Raw genomic sequence first — 16,003 nt, forward strand, 5'->3', positions numbered from 1 at the left:
GATGGCGCAGGTCCCCGACTTCGTCAGCCTCAACGGCCCTGACAACGTGGGCAAGACGACCCACCTGGTGCGGCTGGCCAAGCGCTGGGACGGCTTCCAGCCGCTGGGCGCAGTCCACGAGCACGACCCCGAGCCGTGGGCTCGGGTGGTCGCCGGCGACTACGCCCGGTGGTGGTTCGAGACGTCCACGACCGTCGAGCTGACCGAGATGCTGCTCGTCGGCCACGCCAAGCGGGCCGTCGCACGCGAGGCCGGGCACACGGGGCTGCTCGACCGGGGCCTGCCCATGCTCCTCGCCGTGGCCACCGCGACCTGCGTGGTCAAGGACGGGCTGACGGTTGGCGAGGCGTTCAAGACCGTAACGGGCATCGCCGGTGCGCGAGCCACCGCACCGGAGACCTCGATCCTCCTGCTCCCGTCCCTCGACGCCGAGCGCAGCTACGCCATAACCAGCGCCCGCGAGGGCCGCCCGTGGACCGGGATCTACCCGGCCTACCAGAAGACGCTGCACGCGGTCCTGCTCCACCAGGCCGACCACGGCGCGTACACCGCGGTCGTGGACTGCGAGGACCGCTTCCTGGACGACGTACACAGCGACGTAGTCGATCGCCTTGGCCTCAGCCCGCTCACTGATGGGAGTCCCCGATGACCCAGAACTCCCCGCCCCTGGTCCTGCCGCCCGGCCTCGCCCGCGCCATAGCCACGCTCCAGGACAAGGACCTGCACCGCCTGGACGACACCGTCACCCGGCTCCACACCGTCAACGGACGCCTGTGGGACACCGAGGACCGGGTGCGCGGCCCCTTACTCTCCGCCGCCCAGGTCGCCGACTGCAAGCGGGAGATCGACCAGCTCAACGCCGAACGCAACGTGCTCGCCGAGCGGGCCGACGAGGTCCTCGGTTCGCTGGCGGACGCGGGCCGCGCCGACGCGCCGCCGCACACCGAGACGCTCGCCTCCGTCGTCGACCGCCTGTCGGTGCTGACCTTGCGGATCTGGCACAGCGAGCGGGCGGCGACCCGGGACGAGCTGGCCCGTCGGCGCGTCCCCGCCCTCCACGGCCAGCGAGAGGAGCTGTGCGCCGCCCTCGATGCGCTGATCTCCGACGTCGTCGCCGGCCGCCGCCGGCTTCCCGTACCGGCCCGGTTCAAGCTGTACGGCCGGAACGACGCCGCCCCCGCGGAGATCAAGCCGAGTCGGCACCTGCGCCGGGTCCTCGCCTTCGGTGGGTTGAGCGAGTGCGGCAAGAGCACCAGCGCCGAGTTCGTCCAGCGCACGTGCGGTGCCCAGCGCCTCAAGATCGGCTTCCTGCTGCGGCAGGCGGCCCACCGGGGGGGCCTCGCGGACCCGTATGCGCTGTCGGCCCGTCGGCAGGCCGAACTGCTGCTCGGCGAGCTGAACCGCTTCGCGGACGCCCACGTCGACACGAGACTGTTCACCATCGAGTCCGTCCACGACGACGCCTCGATCGCCGAGCTCAAGCAACTCATGGGCGACACGCTCCAGATCGTCTACCTGGACGCCTCCTTCGCCGTACGCGTCGAGCGGTCCGGGACGCCGGCCCAGGCCGTCGCCGCGAAGGACGAGATCAAGATGAGCCGTGGCGCCCACCAGGTCGCCGCGCTCGCCGACCACGTCATCGACAACACCGGCAGCATCGCCGCCCTTCGCGCCCGCCTCCGGCGCATCGCCGCCCCGCCCACCGCCACTCCACTGCGCGTGGCCACCCCGTACGGACTGGGACTGCCGGCTGCCATCGCCTCGGCGACGGCCGACTTCACCGACGCGGTACGGGCCTACGGCCCCGGCGTAAGGCTCGCCGCCCTGACCGGCAGCCCCGGCGAGGGCAGCTGGATCGCCGGCTGGTCCGACCTGGACCTCCTCGTGATCGCCGAACACGAGACCATCGGCCGGGTCCACGAGGCCCTGGAGCAGTACCGGACCGCCCTGGGCGGTGTGGCCTCCCTCGGCCCCACCCTCGTCACCCCCGGCGAACTGACCGGCCGGCGCCTCACCCCGCGCCTGGCGTTCGTCCTCCACCAGCTCCAGCAGGGCAGCCCCGTCCTGCACGCCGCACCCGACCTCGAACTGCCGACGATCAGCCGAGACGAGCTCGCGCTCGCCGCCGTCCGCGAACTCCCCCAGGTCATCCTGACCATGCGCCGCCTGCGCGCCGACGCGGGTCCGACGACTCTGCGGCAGCTCTACAAGCACCTCGTGCTGGCCTGCCGCCTCCTCCTGCGTGAGCACAACCAGTGGGAGTGCGGGCCCGACCGGATCCTCGCCGCGGCCTCCCGCATGCCGGGCCTGCCCGCCGTGCCGGCGCCCTCCCTGGCCGAGATCGCCAGTGCCTGGCGCGACAACGACACCGAGCTCGTCCTGAAACCCGTCACCGCGGCAGTCGATCAGCTCCTCGCCTGGTACGCCGCCCAGCTCGCGGCCTGAACAGCCCTCTTCCCCCTTCTCCATCCGACAGGAGCTTCGCCATGCCCGAAACCATCGCCGTGCCCGCCTTCTCCGCCCGGATCGTCGAACGGCTCAGCGTCGGAGCCACGAGTCGCCGCGAGCGCGTCGTCCACTCCCTCGACGGCCTGGAGGACCCGGTCCACCCCGACACCCTCGCCAACACCGGAGCCGACCTGTGGCGTCTGCTCCAGGAGCAGGTGCCGGACGGACTCGACTCCGTGGACTTCCTCCTCGGCCTGGACGCCGGCGGCATCCTGCCGACCGTCTCCCTCGCCGGCGCCGCCCACCTCCCGTACAAGATCGCCTGGAAGCTGCACCTCCCGCTCGACGGCGCGGTCCGTTTCAGCGAGCCCCACGCGATGCGCACCGACGTCTTCGCGTACGGCATCGCCCCCGGACAGCGCATCGTCATCGTGGACGACGAGATCACCACCGGCCGGACCCTGGCCGACCTCACCCGCCGCCTCCGCGAGGCTGGCGCCGTCCCGCTGGCGGCGGCCTGCCTGGTGGAGGACACCACCCGCGGAGCCCGCGACCTGCTCGCCGACCTCGGTCTGCCGCTGGTCTCGCTCACCACAATCGAGGGCACGGCGTGACAGCAGTCGCCCCGGCGGGGATCCGATTCCACCACGGCTCCCTGGTCATCCCCGCCGGGGCCGTGCACACCACCCCGCTCGGGTACGACCGTGACAGCGTTCCCATCGGCGCACCGCTCCCGCTGGCCGCCTCCGCCGAGCTCGTCCACCGCCTGAGCGGGTGCGGTGAGGTCGTGGTGGCCTTCGAGGGGAAGCTCGGCGACTCTCTCCTCGCGCTGTCTGGGGTCCGCGCGGTCCTCGACTGGCTGCGGCTGCGGTCGGTTCGCGTGGCCGTTCGGGCGGTGGGTCCGTACGCGGGGCTGATCGCCCGCGCCGGGCTGATCACGACGCCCGAGGCCGCCACGCCCAGCGGCTGGCGTGCAGTGATCGGAGACCGGACGGGAATCGAGTCCCACGGCTCGGAAGCGGCGGTGTGCCTGGTGCTGGACCCGGCTGCCCCACCGTGCTGGTCGACCGACGGCCGTGCCCACCCGGACCTGCCCGCCCGCCACTACCTGGCGCTAGAGCGCCGCCTCGGCATCCGTCTGCCCGGCACGGCACCCTTCGCTCCCACCTTCGCGACCGGTCCGACCAACCTCGTGGAGGAACTGCGCTCGGTGGGCTGGCTGGGCGGCCTGACCATCGGGGCCATCACCGCCACCAGTTGGCCGGAGCGCAAGGACTACACGACCCAGCGCTACGTCGAGCTCGCCAAGCACATCGCCGAGGCCCAGCAGACCCAGGCCCGGCTGCTGCTCATCGGCGGTAACCCGGGCGAGGGCCTCCGCATCACCGCAGAGGCCCCTCGACGCCATGTGCAGGTCCTCCGCCTAGACGGGATGCCGGCCGACCACCTCGCCGACCTCTTCCCGCACTGCCACCTCATCGTCGGCAACGACACCGGTCTCACCCACCTCGCTGCGATGGCGCGCGGCAGGGAGTACAGCGGCCGGCCGGTCATCGGTCTGTACGCGCGCCACAGCCACAGCAAGTGGCGCGCCGGCCTGCCGCACCACCACGCCGTCGCTACTGACTTGTCCGACCGCATGCACCAGGGCGACCTCTGCCCCGTCCGCGACTCCATCGCCCCGGACACGGACGTGCACATGGACGCCTTCCCGCCCACAGCGCTGGCCCAGATCGGCCTGGAACTCCTCGACGGGGTAAGGCCATGACCATCCGGCCTCTCCTTCGGTTCGGTCCGGTACGGCGCTTCACCCGCAACCTGCTCTGCCCCGTCGACCTCCTCGGCCGCCCGCTGCTCCTGAAGTACACCCGCGATGCGGCCGAAGCCCGCGAGGAGATCCGTGGCCACGCTCGTCTGGCCCGGCACTACCGCGTCCCCGCCTGCCACGCCCACCTGCGCGTGCCCGGCGGGCACCTCCTCGCGTACGAACGCCTGCCCGGCGGCACGGACCAGGGCCTCCTGCTCGACCTCCTCAACGCGGACGAGCCGAGCAGCGACCTCCACACCTACATGGACCGGCTCACGGCCGCGTATCGCGAGGTCATCCTCGGGACGGCATGGCCGGCCGATCCGGTGCACGTCGTCCGCAAGCTGTACTGGGACCGTGCGGCCCCCGGCGGCCGACTCGACACGTACTACGCCGGCAAGGATTTCCTGATCGCCGATGGCCTCATCGACATCCCAGTCTCTCGCCTCGGCACCTACACCCTGACCATCAATGGCCTTCGGCACCACCTGGACTGGGCCGCCACCCTCCGCTGGCTCCGAGCCCACTTCGCCACGAGCGAGCCGGTCTGGGCGGCCCTCACCCAGGGCGACCCCACCGACGTCAACCTCGCCCACCCGCTCGCCTGGTTCGACTACGACACCGCCGGAATGAACAGCATCCCGGGCGAGTTCGCCAACTTCCTCTGGTACGCCTCCGCCCTCGGCGGCTGGCTCGTACCCACGTACAACCCGACCGCCTTCGCCGACCACCCCGCCGCCTTCGCCCACGTCCCGGCCAACACCCCCGAGATCCGACGAGCGGCCGTCGACCACACCACCAGCACCATCCACATCGACTACACCCCGCGCCTCTCGGCTCGCCGGCGAGCTGCCGTGACCGCGTACTGGAACCAGCTCGTACGGCCGGTCGCCGACCGCCTCTGGCCCGGCACGGATCTGGCGAACCTGCTCCGGCCCTACCTGGCCATGCGCATCCTCGGCGTCTACAACCTGGCCGACCTGGCACCCGAGGACCGGCTTGTCCTCTTCGCCCGGCTCGCCGAGGCCATGAGCCCCACCTTCGACCCGACCACCTACTTCTACCCGCTGGAGTCGCCATGTCTGGCCCCCTGAACGGCCGTACCGCCCTCGTCACTGGAGCCACCGGCGGCCTCGGCTCGGCCATCGTCCGCCGACTCGCCGCCGACGGCGCCACCGTCGCCCTCGCTCACCTCCACGACGACAAGGCCGCAGCCGAGCTCGCCACCCACATCACCGACGGCGGCGGCACCGCGATCCCCCTGGCAGCCGACGTCCGCAACGCCGAGGCCGTGCGTACCCTCTCCCACCAGGCCCACGACCGGCTCGGCCCGATCGACATCCTGGTCAGCAATGCCGGCGCCTACCCCCGCCAGCCGTGGATGGAGACGACACCGGCCCACTGGGACGAGGCCCTGGCCACCAACCTGACCAGCCACTACCTCCTCACCCACGAGCTCACCCCCGCCATGACGGCCGCCGGCTGGGGCCGGATCATCACGATCGGTTCCGTCCTCTCCGCGGCGGGCCGCCATGACCTCGCCGGCTACATCAGCGCCAAGGCCGGCCTCGAAGGACTCACCCGCGCCCTCTCCCGCGAACTCGGCCCCGTCGGCATCACAGCGAACTGCGTCGCCCCCGGCTCCATCCGCGTCCCCGCCGAGGACACCGTCGTCGACGACGCGGAGGCCATGACCGTCCGACAGCTCGCCCGCCAGTGCGTCAAGCGCCGGGGCCGCCCGGACGACGTCGCCGCGGCCGTCGCCTTCCTCGCCACCGACGACGCCGGTTTCATCACCGGCCAGACCCTACGCATCGACGGAGGCTGGATCCTTGGCTGACATCTGGCTCATGCGCCACGGCACCTACGAAGGCCACCGCCCCGGCTACCATGCCCCGCACGAGGCCGCCCTCACGCAGGAGGGCCGCGAGCAGGTACGCCGGTCCCTCCCCCTCCCCGAGGGCATTACCGCGATCGTCACCAGCCCGATCCCCCGTGCCCGCCAGACCGCCACCCTCGTCTCGCACCTCACGGGCCTGCCCATCGTCGCCACCTCCGGCCTCCTCGCCGAATGGCGCGCGCCCAGCATCGTCCTCGGCCGCACCGCCGAGACCTACCCGCCCGCTTACCGCGCCTGGCGAGCCCGGCGCCTTGCAAACCCCTTCCTACGCTGCGAAGACGGCGAAAGCCTCACCGACCTCCACACCCGCGCCCGCCACTGCGCCGCATTCCTCCACCACACCGCCAGCCGCCACGGCCCCCTCCTGGCCGTCTCCCACACCCTCCTCCTGGGCGTCCTCACACACCTCCCAGATGGCCCCGCTGCCTTCACCACCGCCGCGAAGACGCCCTGGCACTTCGCCGAACTCCGCCTTCTGCCCGCCCATCAACGAGCCGCACCCGGCCTTCAGCGGCCTGCCCAGTAAGTGGCTGCCCCCCGCCACTACGCCTGCCGGGAGGCCCTCCTATTCGTACGTCTCCTTCCAGCGCGCCCGATGCTGTCGATCCCCTTGCCCTAGCCCGTTCACCGCGCCGAGCGACAGCAACGAGGCGCCGTTGTTCCACAGCCCGAGGTGATCGCGATGGACGGCGAGGATGTCGTTCTCCGTGGCGAACTTCTCAGCGGGCCCGCTGAAGTACGTGGTGGCTACGAAGATCGCCACGTCGACCTTGAAGTGCACCTTCGCACCGAGCAGGTCCCGGACCTCCCGGCTGGGGATCTTGCTCTTGGGGGTGTACCGCTTGCACTGGATCACCATGCTCCGCCCATCGGGAAGGATCCCCAGGACGTCAGCCCCGTTGTCGTGAGAGCCGCCGACCTTCCGCACGTCCGTGCATCCATCGCGCCGGCACAGCTCCACGACGAAGTGCTCGAACTCCGTCCCTGTCATCGCGTCGACCTCGGCAAGCGTCCGGTGCCCTGCCTTCACAGCCTCGTCATGCCGCCACTGCCGATCCCCGCCCCTGATGAACCGATCGGTGCGCCACAACCACCACCCACTGCCGGCAACGCCTCCGAGAACGAGCGCACTCACGAGGTAGGGCCAGATCACGCTCCAGAAGGCCACCAGCACAACGCCGCCTACGACCCCGGCGATGACACCGACCCGGAGTCGCCTCTCTCGACGCTTCCGAGCCGCTGCTCCTCGCCGCTTCCGTGCCGCTGCCATGGCGCCCCTTCCTCCTCCAAAGCAGCAGTCTCGGAAAGGGCGAGGTATCCGAGTAGGGCGCAGTTCGGCCAATGGCCGGTCTCGTTGCCTGGGCTCCCAATCGGTGGATACCGCATAGCGCTCTGACTGGGGCACAGCACAATCGGTTCTTACGCCCACCGGGCCGCCAAGGGGGAACACCATGAACCTGCTGCCGACCGCCACAAGCACCGATGTCCAGGAGCTACAGCCCCGCGTCGCCGTGCTCCCAGTCGGCTCCTTCGAGCAGCACGGCACATACCTCCCGTTGATCACTGACACAGCGATCGCGTGCGTCATCGCCCAGGAGATCGCCGCCGCCTACCCCGTCCACCTGCTCCCGCCCATCACCATCTCCTGCAGCCACGAGCACGCGGCCTTCCCCGGAACCGTCAGCATCAGCGCCCGGACCCTCTACGCCGTGATCGACGACATCCGCACCTCCCTCGCCCGATCCGGCATCCACAAGCTGGTGATCGTCAACGGCCACGGCGGGAACTACGTTCTGTCGAACGTAGTTCAGGAAGCAAACGTCAACGGCCCTGCAGCATCCCTCTTCCCCCTCGGCCTCGACTGGGACCGAGCCCGTGAGTACGGCGGCCTGGAATCCGACAGGCACGCGGACATGCACGCTGGCGAGATCGAGACGTCGATCCTGCTCCATGCCGCTCCCGATCTTGTCCGTGAGGGATATAGCGACGCGGACCACGACGGCGGAGGACGTCCCTTTCTCCTCGTGCACGGGACGAGCAACTACACGGAGACAGGTGTGATCGGATTCCCTTCGCTTGCTTCTGCGGACAAGGGCAAAGCCGTCCTGGAGAGCCTTCGCGAGAGCTTCGCGAACCACCTCGGCGTGCTCCACGCGTCTGATTGAACCGACGCAGCCGGAGGTACTTTCGGGAGTCGGGCGTACGAGCAGCGCTACTGCCTTCGTCGGTCCGCACGGAAGACCTCAGTCACGCACGAAGGATTTCATCGATATTTCAGTTACTGCACCAAACACGTCGGTGCGTGATAGGCGTTGAGCAAGGGATGCCGTTCAAGGGCCGGCATCACGAAGCCTCAGGGGGCACGCATGTCTAACGGGCCGAGCGATTTCCGAGCCTGGCTCATGCACCACGTCAGCGAGCAGTCGGCCATCGGCGACCTCGCCCGCGACGCACGAGACGACGACGGATGGCCCACGGGCGAACCGGAGTCGTTCGAGCTCTACAACGAGTATCTCGACTCCATGAACGCTTCCGACGGTGCGCTGGATGCCCTTGAGAAGGCGTGGAACCACTACGACGAGATCCGGACGTGAACCTCGGCGGGCTGAAGTCTTCCGTGCAGTGCCATTTATCTGGGCCACCGCACGGAGACTCCAGCCACCCAAGTCACAGCCACGTTGACTGAAATCTCCGGTGCGATCCGACAACCTGCGTGAGGCCGAGAGGAGCCAGTTGAACTTGTCGCGCAACAGGGTGAATTCCCGGAAAGGGCAAGCCCACCAGGCCGAGGACGCGGCCACTCGCGCCCTGTCCAAGGCCCCCACCAACCAGCGGCGACTTACGGATGGCCGCGACACGAAGACCGTCCTCCTCGGCATGATCCACGAGTGGGAGGAGATTCGTGGCGGCACATTCGAGTGCAGACTGGTCGGCAGTAGGTGGGCTCGTCTGTCCGACGACTCCCTGGCGATCGGCAACTACCGCCCGCTCGGTCTCAGCACAGATATGTGCGCCGTGAGCGACCATTCCACGGCACGCACCTTCGGATCTGGATACCGGGACTTCATCATCGGGAACGCCGCACCCGTGTCCTACTGGAGCGCGCTCACGACACTCGACGACATGGTTCCCGTCATGCTCGCTGTCCTCGACCGCGAGCTCACCGGCGGCATAGCGTGCCTCGACTGGTACCTGCAGACCTCATGCTCACCCAGGCTCTGCCGAGAGCATTCTGCCGAGGACGGCACGCCGTTCTGCGGCTCGATGAGCTGCGCAGGAGCATCACCGGGGGCACCATGCGACTGCTCTTGCGGAGGCGCGAACCACGGAATGGGTAAAGAGACCGTCCAGGCTCTTCGTCCCGAAGTGCCAGACTGGTCAACAGCACCGTCGCCGCTATGGCGCCCAGGCGCCGGCAGCGTGGAAGTCGATCGCGAACACCGCCGGATCGTGGGGCGGGACCCCTTCAGCAGGCATGGTGCTCGCGTACGGCCGCCCTCGATGGCATGGACCTCAAGGACGAAACATGGCGCATGAACTGATCGCCATCTGCGACGAATGCAAGCAAGCCGTCGCCGACGGTGAGGGAAGCCTCTGGGTTGACATGGCGGAGGTTGACCAGCACACGATCAACGTCCGCGCATGGAAGCAGCTGGAGGCCAAGCCAGCGACAGACAGGCTGCAGACCTACTCCTTTTCAAGCCTCCTCTCATACCCAGAACCAGCTCCCTGGCGTGTTCACCATGCTGCCTGCGACCCGGCGCCCGACGCCAACGCGTACGCGATCGAGGTCCACCGCTGCCGTAGCTGGGCAGACCTCGTCGTCTGGACCTCGCACCTCATGGGCAAGTCGTGGCTAGCGCACACGGACTGGAGCAAGGTGCTTGAGGGCGCCGGTGAGTCCCTCGGCAGGCGAATCGTGCCGACCGTACCCCCAACGTTGCACCGCTAGAGAGCGCCCGGGTGCCCTCACTACCCCCGTCCGTCCCGGCTGCCGTGTCCACACTCCGCTCCACCGAGGAACCCGAATGACGCAGAGCACAACCGTCCCAGTCGGTAGCTTCCGTACAGGACGTCTGGCTGAGGGTCGCCCTCAGGCCCTGGACGCCTGGCGTGTCACGACCGACGACGCAGAGGTGGCCGCCCGCATCGCCAACCTTCTGGGCGGTCAGCCTCAGCCAAACGAGGGGGGAGGAAATCTTGCCCACGAAGTCCTGACAAAGGTTGAGACAGTACGCGTACTCATTGATGGGCCTGACGCAGTGGCGGCTCACATGATCCTCTGGGGCAGTAAGGGGATCACCCACCAATGTGACGGCTTGGAGTTCCTGTCGCCAGAAGAGAAGAAGGGCCAGCCATGCGGCTGCCCTCCAGTATTCGAGGATCGGAAGGTGGCCGCGAAAGAGGGCCGCGGCCCGACGCCGTCCATCAGCCTCACCTTCCGGATCGCGGCAGAACCCGCGCTCGGCGAGTTCCACTTCATGACCAGCTCATGGCAGATGGCCGCGCAGCTCTCCGACCTGACAGACGCGCTGAAGCGAGTCAACGGCCCGGCCATCTGCGACCTCACGCTGGAGCTCGTCGTCTACACCACCAAGATGGGTAGAGGTGTCTGCTATCGAAAGCCGGTGGTCACAGTGCTCGGCAGCCCCGATACGGTGATGATCGAACCCCCGCAGGTGGCCGAACTCACGCCCACTCCGGCGCCACCCCCACTCCGCCGCAAGGCCAGGCCGGCCCCTGAGCCCACCATCCCGTCCGCGATGGAGTCGAGCCACTCGGTCAGCGTGAGCGCCGCTCTGCTCCGCCAGGCCGCCGAGGTGCTCGGCACCACCGTTCACGAGGAAACGGTCATCGCCGCCCTGTCCGAGATCGTGGCGGGACGGCAGCAGACCGCAGAACTCTTCCGGCTGCGAGAGCAGGTCGGACAGATCGCCGCCATCGCGGGGCGAGCACTCCAAGGCAGGGATTCGGCACTCACCTGATCGGCCCCGACCGTCTCGCAGTGATCAACAGCAGCTGGCACAGGCTGGTCTCAAGACGGCCGCTGGCCAGCCGCTAAGTCCACCGGGAGGCACCCTGACTCGTAGGTCTCCGTCCAACGCTCCCGATGCCGCTGATTGCCCTTCCCCAGGCCGTTCACCGCGCCGAGTGACAGGCGAAGTGGACGCAAAAACTGGCTTTCCCCGATCCGAGTCGGCCATCAGCGGTCAGGTGCTCGCTGGCCTATTCGCGTCCGAGCTGGTGGAGAGACGAAGGATCTTGTCCCAGGTGACCACTAGCCCCGCCGCGGCGGCCGTGGCCAGGGCGACGCCCACAGCTGACGAAGCCAGGGCAAAGACGATGCCGGCGAGACACAAGGTGAACGCAGATCCCCGCAGCACCTGCTGCCGCCATGCTCTGCGCTCGCGGTGACTGTGCAACAGCCCGTCGGCGGATACGTCCCCAGGTGCGAGATCTTGCAGCCGGCCGCTGGCGAGCACTTTCAGGATTCGCTCCACTTCGAGCAGAGCACGCTTCGCACCGTCGATCCGATCAAGCTCAACCCCGTCCCGGAGTTCACGCACGAGGGCAGCGGCTGCTGCGAACCGAGCCACGACCTGGGGCATGGGGTTACGGCCATCAGGAAGCGCACGTTGCACGGCATACCTCTCCAGCGCGATGGCGAAGTCTTCCAACGCTTGCACTGCCGCAACGTGCGGAGAGTTGAAGGGCGATGCCGTCGGAGGCTCCTTCCCCGTTACCTCCAGAGGCTGGAGAAGTGCCTCATAGGCCCTACGCACCGTGACCGTCATGGCCTCGGTTGTCCACCGTTGCATGCCTTGGTTCGCGACAAGCGAGGCGATCACAGCAGTGATCAACATGGGCGTCACCAAGACCCCCATGGCGACGGCGTCGCGCCAGACGTGCCAGCTTGTGTGTTGGATGGCTGCGGCAAGGGCGCCACCTCCTAATGAGGTTGTCAAGCGGCAGCAGGAGCGGAGAGTCCATGCTCGTAGCACCGTCCGTCACGGATCAAGGCCCAGAGGACGTTGACCCGTCGCCTCGCCAACGCGAGGACGGCCTGGGTGTGCCGTTTGCCTTCGCCGCGCTTGCGTTCGTAGAAGCGCCGCGACGCGTCGCAGTTGCGGATGCTGATGAGCGCGGAGGTGTAGAAGACGCGTTGCAGGCCGCGGTGGTAACGCCGGGGCCGGTGCAGGTTGCCGCTGACGTTGCCGGAATCGCGTGGGACCGGAGCGACCCCGGCCAGGCTGGCCAGACGGCCGGAGTCTGCGTAGCGGCTCATGTCGCCGCCCGTGGCGGCCAGGAACTCGGCACCCAGCAAGGGGCCGATGCCGGGCATGCTCTCGATCACTTCGGCCAGGTCGTGTTCGCGAAACCGGGCCGCAATGAGCTTGTCGATCTCGGCGATCTGCTCATTGAGGCTCATCACCTCCTTCGCCAGGGTGTGGATCACCTGCGAGGCGATCTTCTCCCCGGGGACGGCGGTGGCCTGGCGCTCGGCAGCCTCCAGAGCGGCTGCGGCAAGGGTTTCGGGGCTGCGGACCTTGCGATTGCGCAGCCAGGTCTCCAGCCGTTTGCGGCCGACGCGCCGCAGGGCAGCCGGGGTCTGGTAGCCGGTCAGCAGGATCAGCGGGCCGACGTTGCCCAGATCAAGGACGCGTTCCAATGCCGGGAAGATGGTGTTGAGTTGACCACGCAGACGGTTGATCCGGCGGGTGCGGTCGGCGTTCAGGTCGGCTCGCCGGTTGGTGAGTATCTTCAGCTCGATGGTGAGTTCGTCTTCCGACCGCAGGACAGCCAGGTCCCTGCGCATTCGGGCCTGGTCGGCGATAACGGTGGCGTCCTTGGCGTCGGTCTTGCCCATGCCCCGGTAGCCGGCGGACGCACGGTTGACCGCGAGGCCCGGAATGTAGACGAGCCGCTGGCCGTGGTTGAGCAGCACGCTGATCCACAAAGCGGCCGTGCTGTCGGCGACATCGACGGCCCAGACCACGTCTTCGTCCAGAGCCAGGACGTCCCCGAGGAGAGAGAGAAGCTCCGGCTCGTCGTTCAGCACGCGCCGCGACAGCAGTCGCTCGCCTTCGGCGTTCAGGACCACGCAATGGTGGTGGCTCTTGCCGATGTCCGTTCCTGCCCAGATCCGGGCCACGGGTTCCTCCGGTCGCTCGATGTGCGCTTATGGTCCGGACGACCTCGCCAGCGTGGTCCTACTGAGCGATGCCCCGCAGGGCTCGCAGCTCCTAATCAGCGGCCGAGTCGTCGTGAGACGCCGGGCGGCCAGGTGGCGGTAACCATCGAGTGCAACCCGCTGAAAGCCATACCCGGCGTCTCTGGATCTCTGGACCTTACGACTGGCCCGTCCAACCCGCACAACAACGTAGGACCCGCTGAGACGGACATGGCGACGGGGACGACCATCTTGAGGGCGAGTGCCCTCCGGGACGCCTGATACAGGACGTCTTCGCGCTGCAAGTAGTCCAGCGTCGGACGGTCTGGACGCGTCGCCAAGGAGCTGTCGCGAACCTGGCGCACTAGGTGAGCGCGGCGCCGTCTCGCGTGTGCCCGCGCGTGAGCCCAGCAGATCCGTTCCAGGAGCGTTCTGCTACGTCGGCGCTGCGACGTTGCCGTCATGGTCAGGGCCCATATCGACATTGTCCAAGCGGCGAAGATGAGCGCCCCAAACTCGGCTTTCGACACGTCCTCCCCCTCCGGAACATCGAGGGGCTCAGCCCCATCACAAGTCCCTATGCCCTGGGGAGGTTCACCAACGCCTCACTGTCAGTACGAAACCCTGTGCGAGCCGAGTACCGTCGATCTGGCCACCGCAGGCCCCTGACCAGCTACAGGATCGGGCTGCCGACCTGACAGACGACCCAGCTTCGTGGTCTCAGTTCTGGTCTCATTCACCGCCGTTCGGCCCCGTCCGGACGAGGCCATCCCGAACACTCCGCACCAGGTCAGGACGGGCGCGACCCCCGCCGGACCCCCGTACGAACATTTGGAAAGCGTGTTGGGGGCAACCCCTCACGAGTTCGAGTCTCGTATCCTCCGCCTTTTCCTAGCAACGCAGTTGAAGGCCCCGACCGGTTCCTGGTCGGGGCCCTCTTCGTCGCGTGGTCTCGGGCTCAAACGCGGTCTCAGCCGTAGAACTTCGAATGGGTGCGCTGCAGCCGGCGGTTCATCAACGTGTGGCGTGCATCGCTCAAGGCGCTCATCGTCTGCGCGTTGAGCGCCGGGATGAGTCGAGTGAGCGCCTCGTCGGTAGCTTCGATCAGGGCCTCCGGGTCATCAGAGGCGCGGGAAATCTTATCGAGCTTCGCCAGCTCGGAAGCAGCGCCGGGGACGATCGGAACCTGCAGCGCGTTGACCTCGCTGGGCACGAGCTCGAGAACGCCGCCGCCGAAGCTTCGCCCCTCGACTTCCGCAGAGAGCATCGTGAGCGAATTGTGGAACGCCGCGGTGAAGTCGTCTGCCGTGATCGGCGAACCCGCGAGGATCTGCCCCTTATAGATGGTGTCGGTCGTCACGACCTTCGCGTGGTTGGAGATCACGCGTGGGTAGCGGTTGGACCGCTTGGACAGCAGCAGGTCGCCGGCTGGCACAACCGGGACCCTGTACCAGGGCGCGCGCACGCGGCACTTGAAACGTTGGTCGATCTCCAGGCGAACGCCGCCGTCGAGGTACTGCTGCGCCAGCTCGTGAGCCTCCGGCGAGGACTTGGTCGCTGCGAAGCTCAGGAGCCAGGCAGGCTGGCTGGCGTCGGCCAGAGCTTGCTGCTCCTCGCTGGTGTAGACCAGACCCCCCGCGTGGCGCGACCGCGGCAGCAGCGGGATCGCCCACTCCTCAAGATCGTACTCCTTGACCTTCGCGGAATCGACGCAGAAGTAGCCGTTCGCGCCCGTGACGGTCGAGACACTGAACCGTGCGACGCTGCTGAGCGACTTCACTGCGGAGATCGACTGGACGGCAGTCAGAGCGTCGTTCTGATCAGGCAATAGTAGGTAGTTGGTCCAGGTGCCTGCAGCCGGCGCAACCATGTGCGACCAGGATCGGGTGTCGCCGTTGTGGTCGTGGAACTGGATGGTCGAAGGAGCGGTGGCCCCCTTCGATGCACGGCCGCTGAGAATCAGGACCTCCTGCAGGACCGAGGGGAACGAGCCCGGCTCGAAGAGATCGATGGTGAGGTCGGTCGTGTTGGCCAGGAGCCAGTTGCGGACAGCGTTCGCCGAGATGCCGGTCAGGAACTCGGTCGGGAGAATGACGGAGAAGACGCCGCCGTCACGCAGCTTCGAGAGAGACAGAAGGAAGACGGGGATCCAGAGGTTCGATACGGATGTCCCCGCTGCGCCCAGCCCGGAGCTGATCTCCTTGGCGCGCTGCTTGTCCTCGTCCGAGATGAACTGGAACCGCACGTAGGGCGGATTGGCAAGTACCCAGTCGAAGTCGGAGTCTCGTCCCTGCGACCACTGGAGCACGTTCTGGTTGACCACTCGCCCCTGCATGCCTGTTGAATCCAACGCGTCGGCCGCCTTGGCGGCCTCCTCGGCGAAGATCTCGACGGCTTCGACCGTCTGGATGCGGCGAGCAATGTCGCTGCGCCCGATTCCCCGGAGGAAGGCACCGTCTCCAGCGGACGGCTCGAGCACTCGGAGATCCGATCGACCGTCGAGCAGTTCGGCGGACCGGCGAATGCAGAGCTCGACGAGGACATCAGGCGAGTAGAACCCCCCACGCAGCTTGTCATCGCTTACTTCGTCCCGTGTCCGCATCGAATCTTCTTTCGCTTCAGTTACTGAAGTAACAAGTCTACCTTACCGTTTCCGCGTCGCGCAGTACCCCTTGTG

General features: G+C 68.0%; 15 protein-coding genes. 11 read left to right on the forward strand and 4 right to left on the reverse strand.

Annotated features, from left to right (window positions below; translation table 11 throughout):
* Window position 1: 1 nt before the first annotated feature.
* From OG332_RS23350 to OG332_RS23380, 7 genes are read left to right on the forward strand one after another with little or no spacing between them, the layout of a single operon-like run.
* Window positions 2–649: a hypothetical protein gene (locus OG332_RS23350; protein ID WP_327415295.1), complete on the forward strand. Its 648-nt coding sequence runs from the start codon at window positions 2–4 to the stop codon at window positions 647–649.
* Window positions 646–2,445, forward strand: coding sequence for a DUF4254 domain-containing protein (locus OG332_RS23355; RefSeq protein WP_327415296.1), 1,800 nt, complete (start codon window positions 646–648; stop codon window positions 2,443–2,445). Before OG332_RS23350 ends, OG332_RS23355 begins: the two co-directional genes overlap by 4 nt.
* Window positions 2,446–2,486: 41 nt before the next feature.
* Window positions 2,487–3,062, forward strand: a complete 576-nt coding sequence (locus OG332_RS23360; RefSeq protein WP_327415297.1) for a phosphoribosyltransferase family protein — start codon at window positions 2,487–2,489, stop codon at window positions 3,060–3,062.
* Entirely contained in the window at window positions 3,059–4,216 is a 1,158-nt protein-coding gene (locus tag OG332_RS23365; RefSeq protein WP_327415298.1) for a glycosyltransferase family 9 protein, read from the forward strand. Before OG332_RS23360 ends, OG332_RS23365 begins: the two co-directional genes overlap by 4 nt.
* Entirely contained in the window at window positions 4,213–5,349 is a 1,137-nt protein-coding gene (locus OG332_RS23370) for a hypothetical protein (RefSeq protein WP_327415299.1), read from the forward strand. Before OG332_RS23365 ends, OG332_RS23370 begins: the two co-directional genes overlap by 4 nt.
* Window positions 5,334–6,095 (forward strand): SDR family NAD(P)-dependent oxidoreductase, encoded by a 762-nt coding sequence (locus OG332_RS23375; protein WP_327415300.1) that lies wholly within the window; start codon window positions 5,334–5,336, stop codon window positions 6,093–6,095. The genes OG332_RS23370 and OG332_RS23375 overlap by 16 nt, the downstream gene beginning before the upstream one ends.
* Window positions 6,088–6,681, forward strand: coding sequence for a histidine phosphatase family protein (locus OG332_RS23380; RefSeq protein ID WP_327415301.1), 594 nt, complete (start codon window positions 6,088–6,090; stop codon window positions 6,679–6,681). Before OG332_RS23375 ends, OG332_RS23380 begins: the two co-directional genes overlap by 8 nt.
* A gap of 39 nt (window positions 6,682–6,720) precedes the next feature.
* Here the strand turns inward: OG332_RS23380 and OG332_RS23385 are convergent, their stop codons facing one another.
* Window positions 6,721–7,425: a restriction endonuclease gene (locus OG332_RS23385; RefSeq protein ID WP_327415302.1), complete on the reverse strand. Its 705-nt coding sequence runs from the start codon at window positions 7,423–7,425 to the stop codon at window positions 6,721–6,723.
* Between the two features lie 181 nt (window positions 7,426–7,606).
* Between OG332_RS23385 and OG332_RS23390 the strand changes: the two genes are divergently transcribed.
* The 4 genes from OG332_RS23390 to OG332_RS23405 all read left to right on the forward strand — a co-directional run bounded on the left by OG332_RS23390 (window position 7,607) and on the right by OG332_RS23405 (window position 11,140).
* The gene (locus OG332_RS23390; RefSeq protein ID WP_327415303.1) at window positions 7,607–8,320 is read left to right on the forward strand and encodes a creatininase family protein; all 714 of its coding nucleotides are present in this window, start codon (window positions 7,607–7,609) and stop codon (window positions 8,318–8,320) included.
* Window positions 8,321–8,521: 201 nt separating this feature from the next.
* Complete coding sequence (locus OG332_RS23395; protein WP_327415304.1) at window positions 8,522–8,749, forward strand: YozE family protein; 228 nt, start codon at window positions 8,522–8,524, stop codon at window positions 8,747–8,749.
* Between the two features lie 932 nt (window positions 8,750–9,681).
* Window positions 9,682–10,107, forward strand: coding sequence for a hypothetical protein (locus OG332_RS23400; RefSeq protein WP_327415305.1), 426 nt, complete (start codon window positions 9,682–9,684; stop codon window positions 10,105–10,107).
* 76 nt (window positions 10,108–10,183) lie between these two features.
* Entirely contained in the window at window positions 10,184–11,140 is a 957-nt protein-coding gene (locus tag OG332_RS23405; protein WP_327415306.1) for a recombination directionality factor, read from the forward strand.
* Between the two features lie 225 nt (window positions 11,141–11,365).
* On the opposite strand, the gene OG332_RS23410 is transcribed toward OG332_RS23405, so the two are convergent.
* The 3 genes from OG332_RS23410 to OG332_RS23420 form a co-directional block, all read right to left on the reverse strand.
* Complete coding sequence (locus OG332_RS23410; protein WP_327415307.1) at window positions 11,366–12,019, reverse strand: hypothetical protein; 654 nt, start codon at window positions 12,017–12,019, stop codon at window positions 11,366–11,368.
* 98 nt (window positions 12,020–12,117) lie between these two features.
* On the reverse strand, window positions 12,118–13,308 hold the full coding sequence (locus OG332_RS23415; protein WP_327415308.1) for an IS110 family transposase: 1,191 nt from the start codon (window positions 13,306–13,308) through the stop codon (window positions 12,118–12,120).
* Between the two features lie 988 nt (window positions 13,309–14,296).
* Window positions 14,297–15,928 carry an Eco57I restriction-modification methylase domain-containing protein gene (locus OG332_RS23420; protein WP_327415309.1) on the reverse strand — a complete coding sequence of 544 codons (1,632 nt, stop codon included), beginning with the start codon at window positions 15,926–15,928 and terminating at the stop codon, window positions 14,297–14,299.
* Window positions 15,929–16,003: the final 75 nt, after the last annotated feature.

Origin of the sequence: Streptomyces sp. NBC_01233, from assembly GCF_035989305.1 — a bacterium.
GTDB lineage: Bacteria > Actinomycetota > Actinomycetes > Streptomycetales > Streptomycetaceae > Streptomyces.

What these genes read in the sequence shown, in the direction of transcription:
- OG332_RS23370 (WP_327415299.1), top strand. Translation starts at nt 4,213, where the DNA reads ATGACCATCCGGCCTCTCCTTCGGTTCGGTCCGGTACGGCGCTTCACC.
- OG332_RS23410 (WP_327415307.1), bottom strand. Translation starts at nt 12,019, where the DNA reads ATGTTGATCACTGCTGTGATCGCCTCGCTTGTCGCGAACCAAGGCATG.
- OG332_RS23405 (WP_327415306.1), top strand. Translation starts at nt 10,184, where the DNA reads ATGACGCAGAGCACAACCGTCCCAGTCGGTAGCTTCCGTACAGGACGT.
- OG332_RS23355 (WP_327415296.1), top strand. Translation starts at nt 646, where the DNA reads ATGACCCAGAACTCCCCGCCCCTGGTCCTGCCGCCCGGCCTCGCCCGC.
- OG332_RS23390 (WP_327415303.1), top strand. Translation starts at nt 7,607, where the DNA reads ATGAACCTGCTGCCGACCGCCACAAGCACCGATGTCCAGGAGCTACAG.
- OG332_RS23350 (WP_327415295.1), top strand. Translation starts at nt 2, where the DNA reads ATGGCGCAGGTCCCCGACTTCGTCAGCCTCAACGGCCCTGACAACGTG.
- OG332_RS23395 (WP_327415304.1), top strand. Translation starts at nt 8,522, where the DNA reads ATGTCTAACGGGCCGAGCGATTTCCGAGCCTGGCTCATGCACCACGTC.
- OG332_RS23385 (WP_327415302.1), bottom strand. Translation starts at nt 7,425, where the DNA reads ATGGCAGCGGCACGGAAGCGGCGAGGAGCAGCGGCTCGGAAGCGTCGA.
- OG332_RS23360 (WP_327415297.1), top strand. Translation starts at nt 2,487, where the DNA reads ATGCCCGAAACCATCGCCGTGCCCGCCTTCTCCGCCCGGATCGTCGAA.
- OG332_RS23420 (WP_327415309.1), bottom strand. Translation starts at nt 15,928, where the DNA reads ATGCGGACACGGGACGAAGTAAGCGATGACAAGCTGCGTGGGGGGTTC.
- OG332_RS23375 (WP_327415300.1), top strand. Translation starts at nt 5,334, where the DNA reads ATGTCTGGCCCCCTGAACGGCCGTACCGCCCTCGTCACTGGAGCCACC.
- OG332_RS23400 (WP_327415305.1), top strand. Translation starts at nt 9,682, where the DNA reads ATGGCGCATGAACTGATCGCCATCTGCGACGAATGCAAGCAAGCCGTC.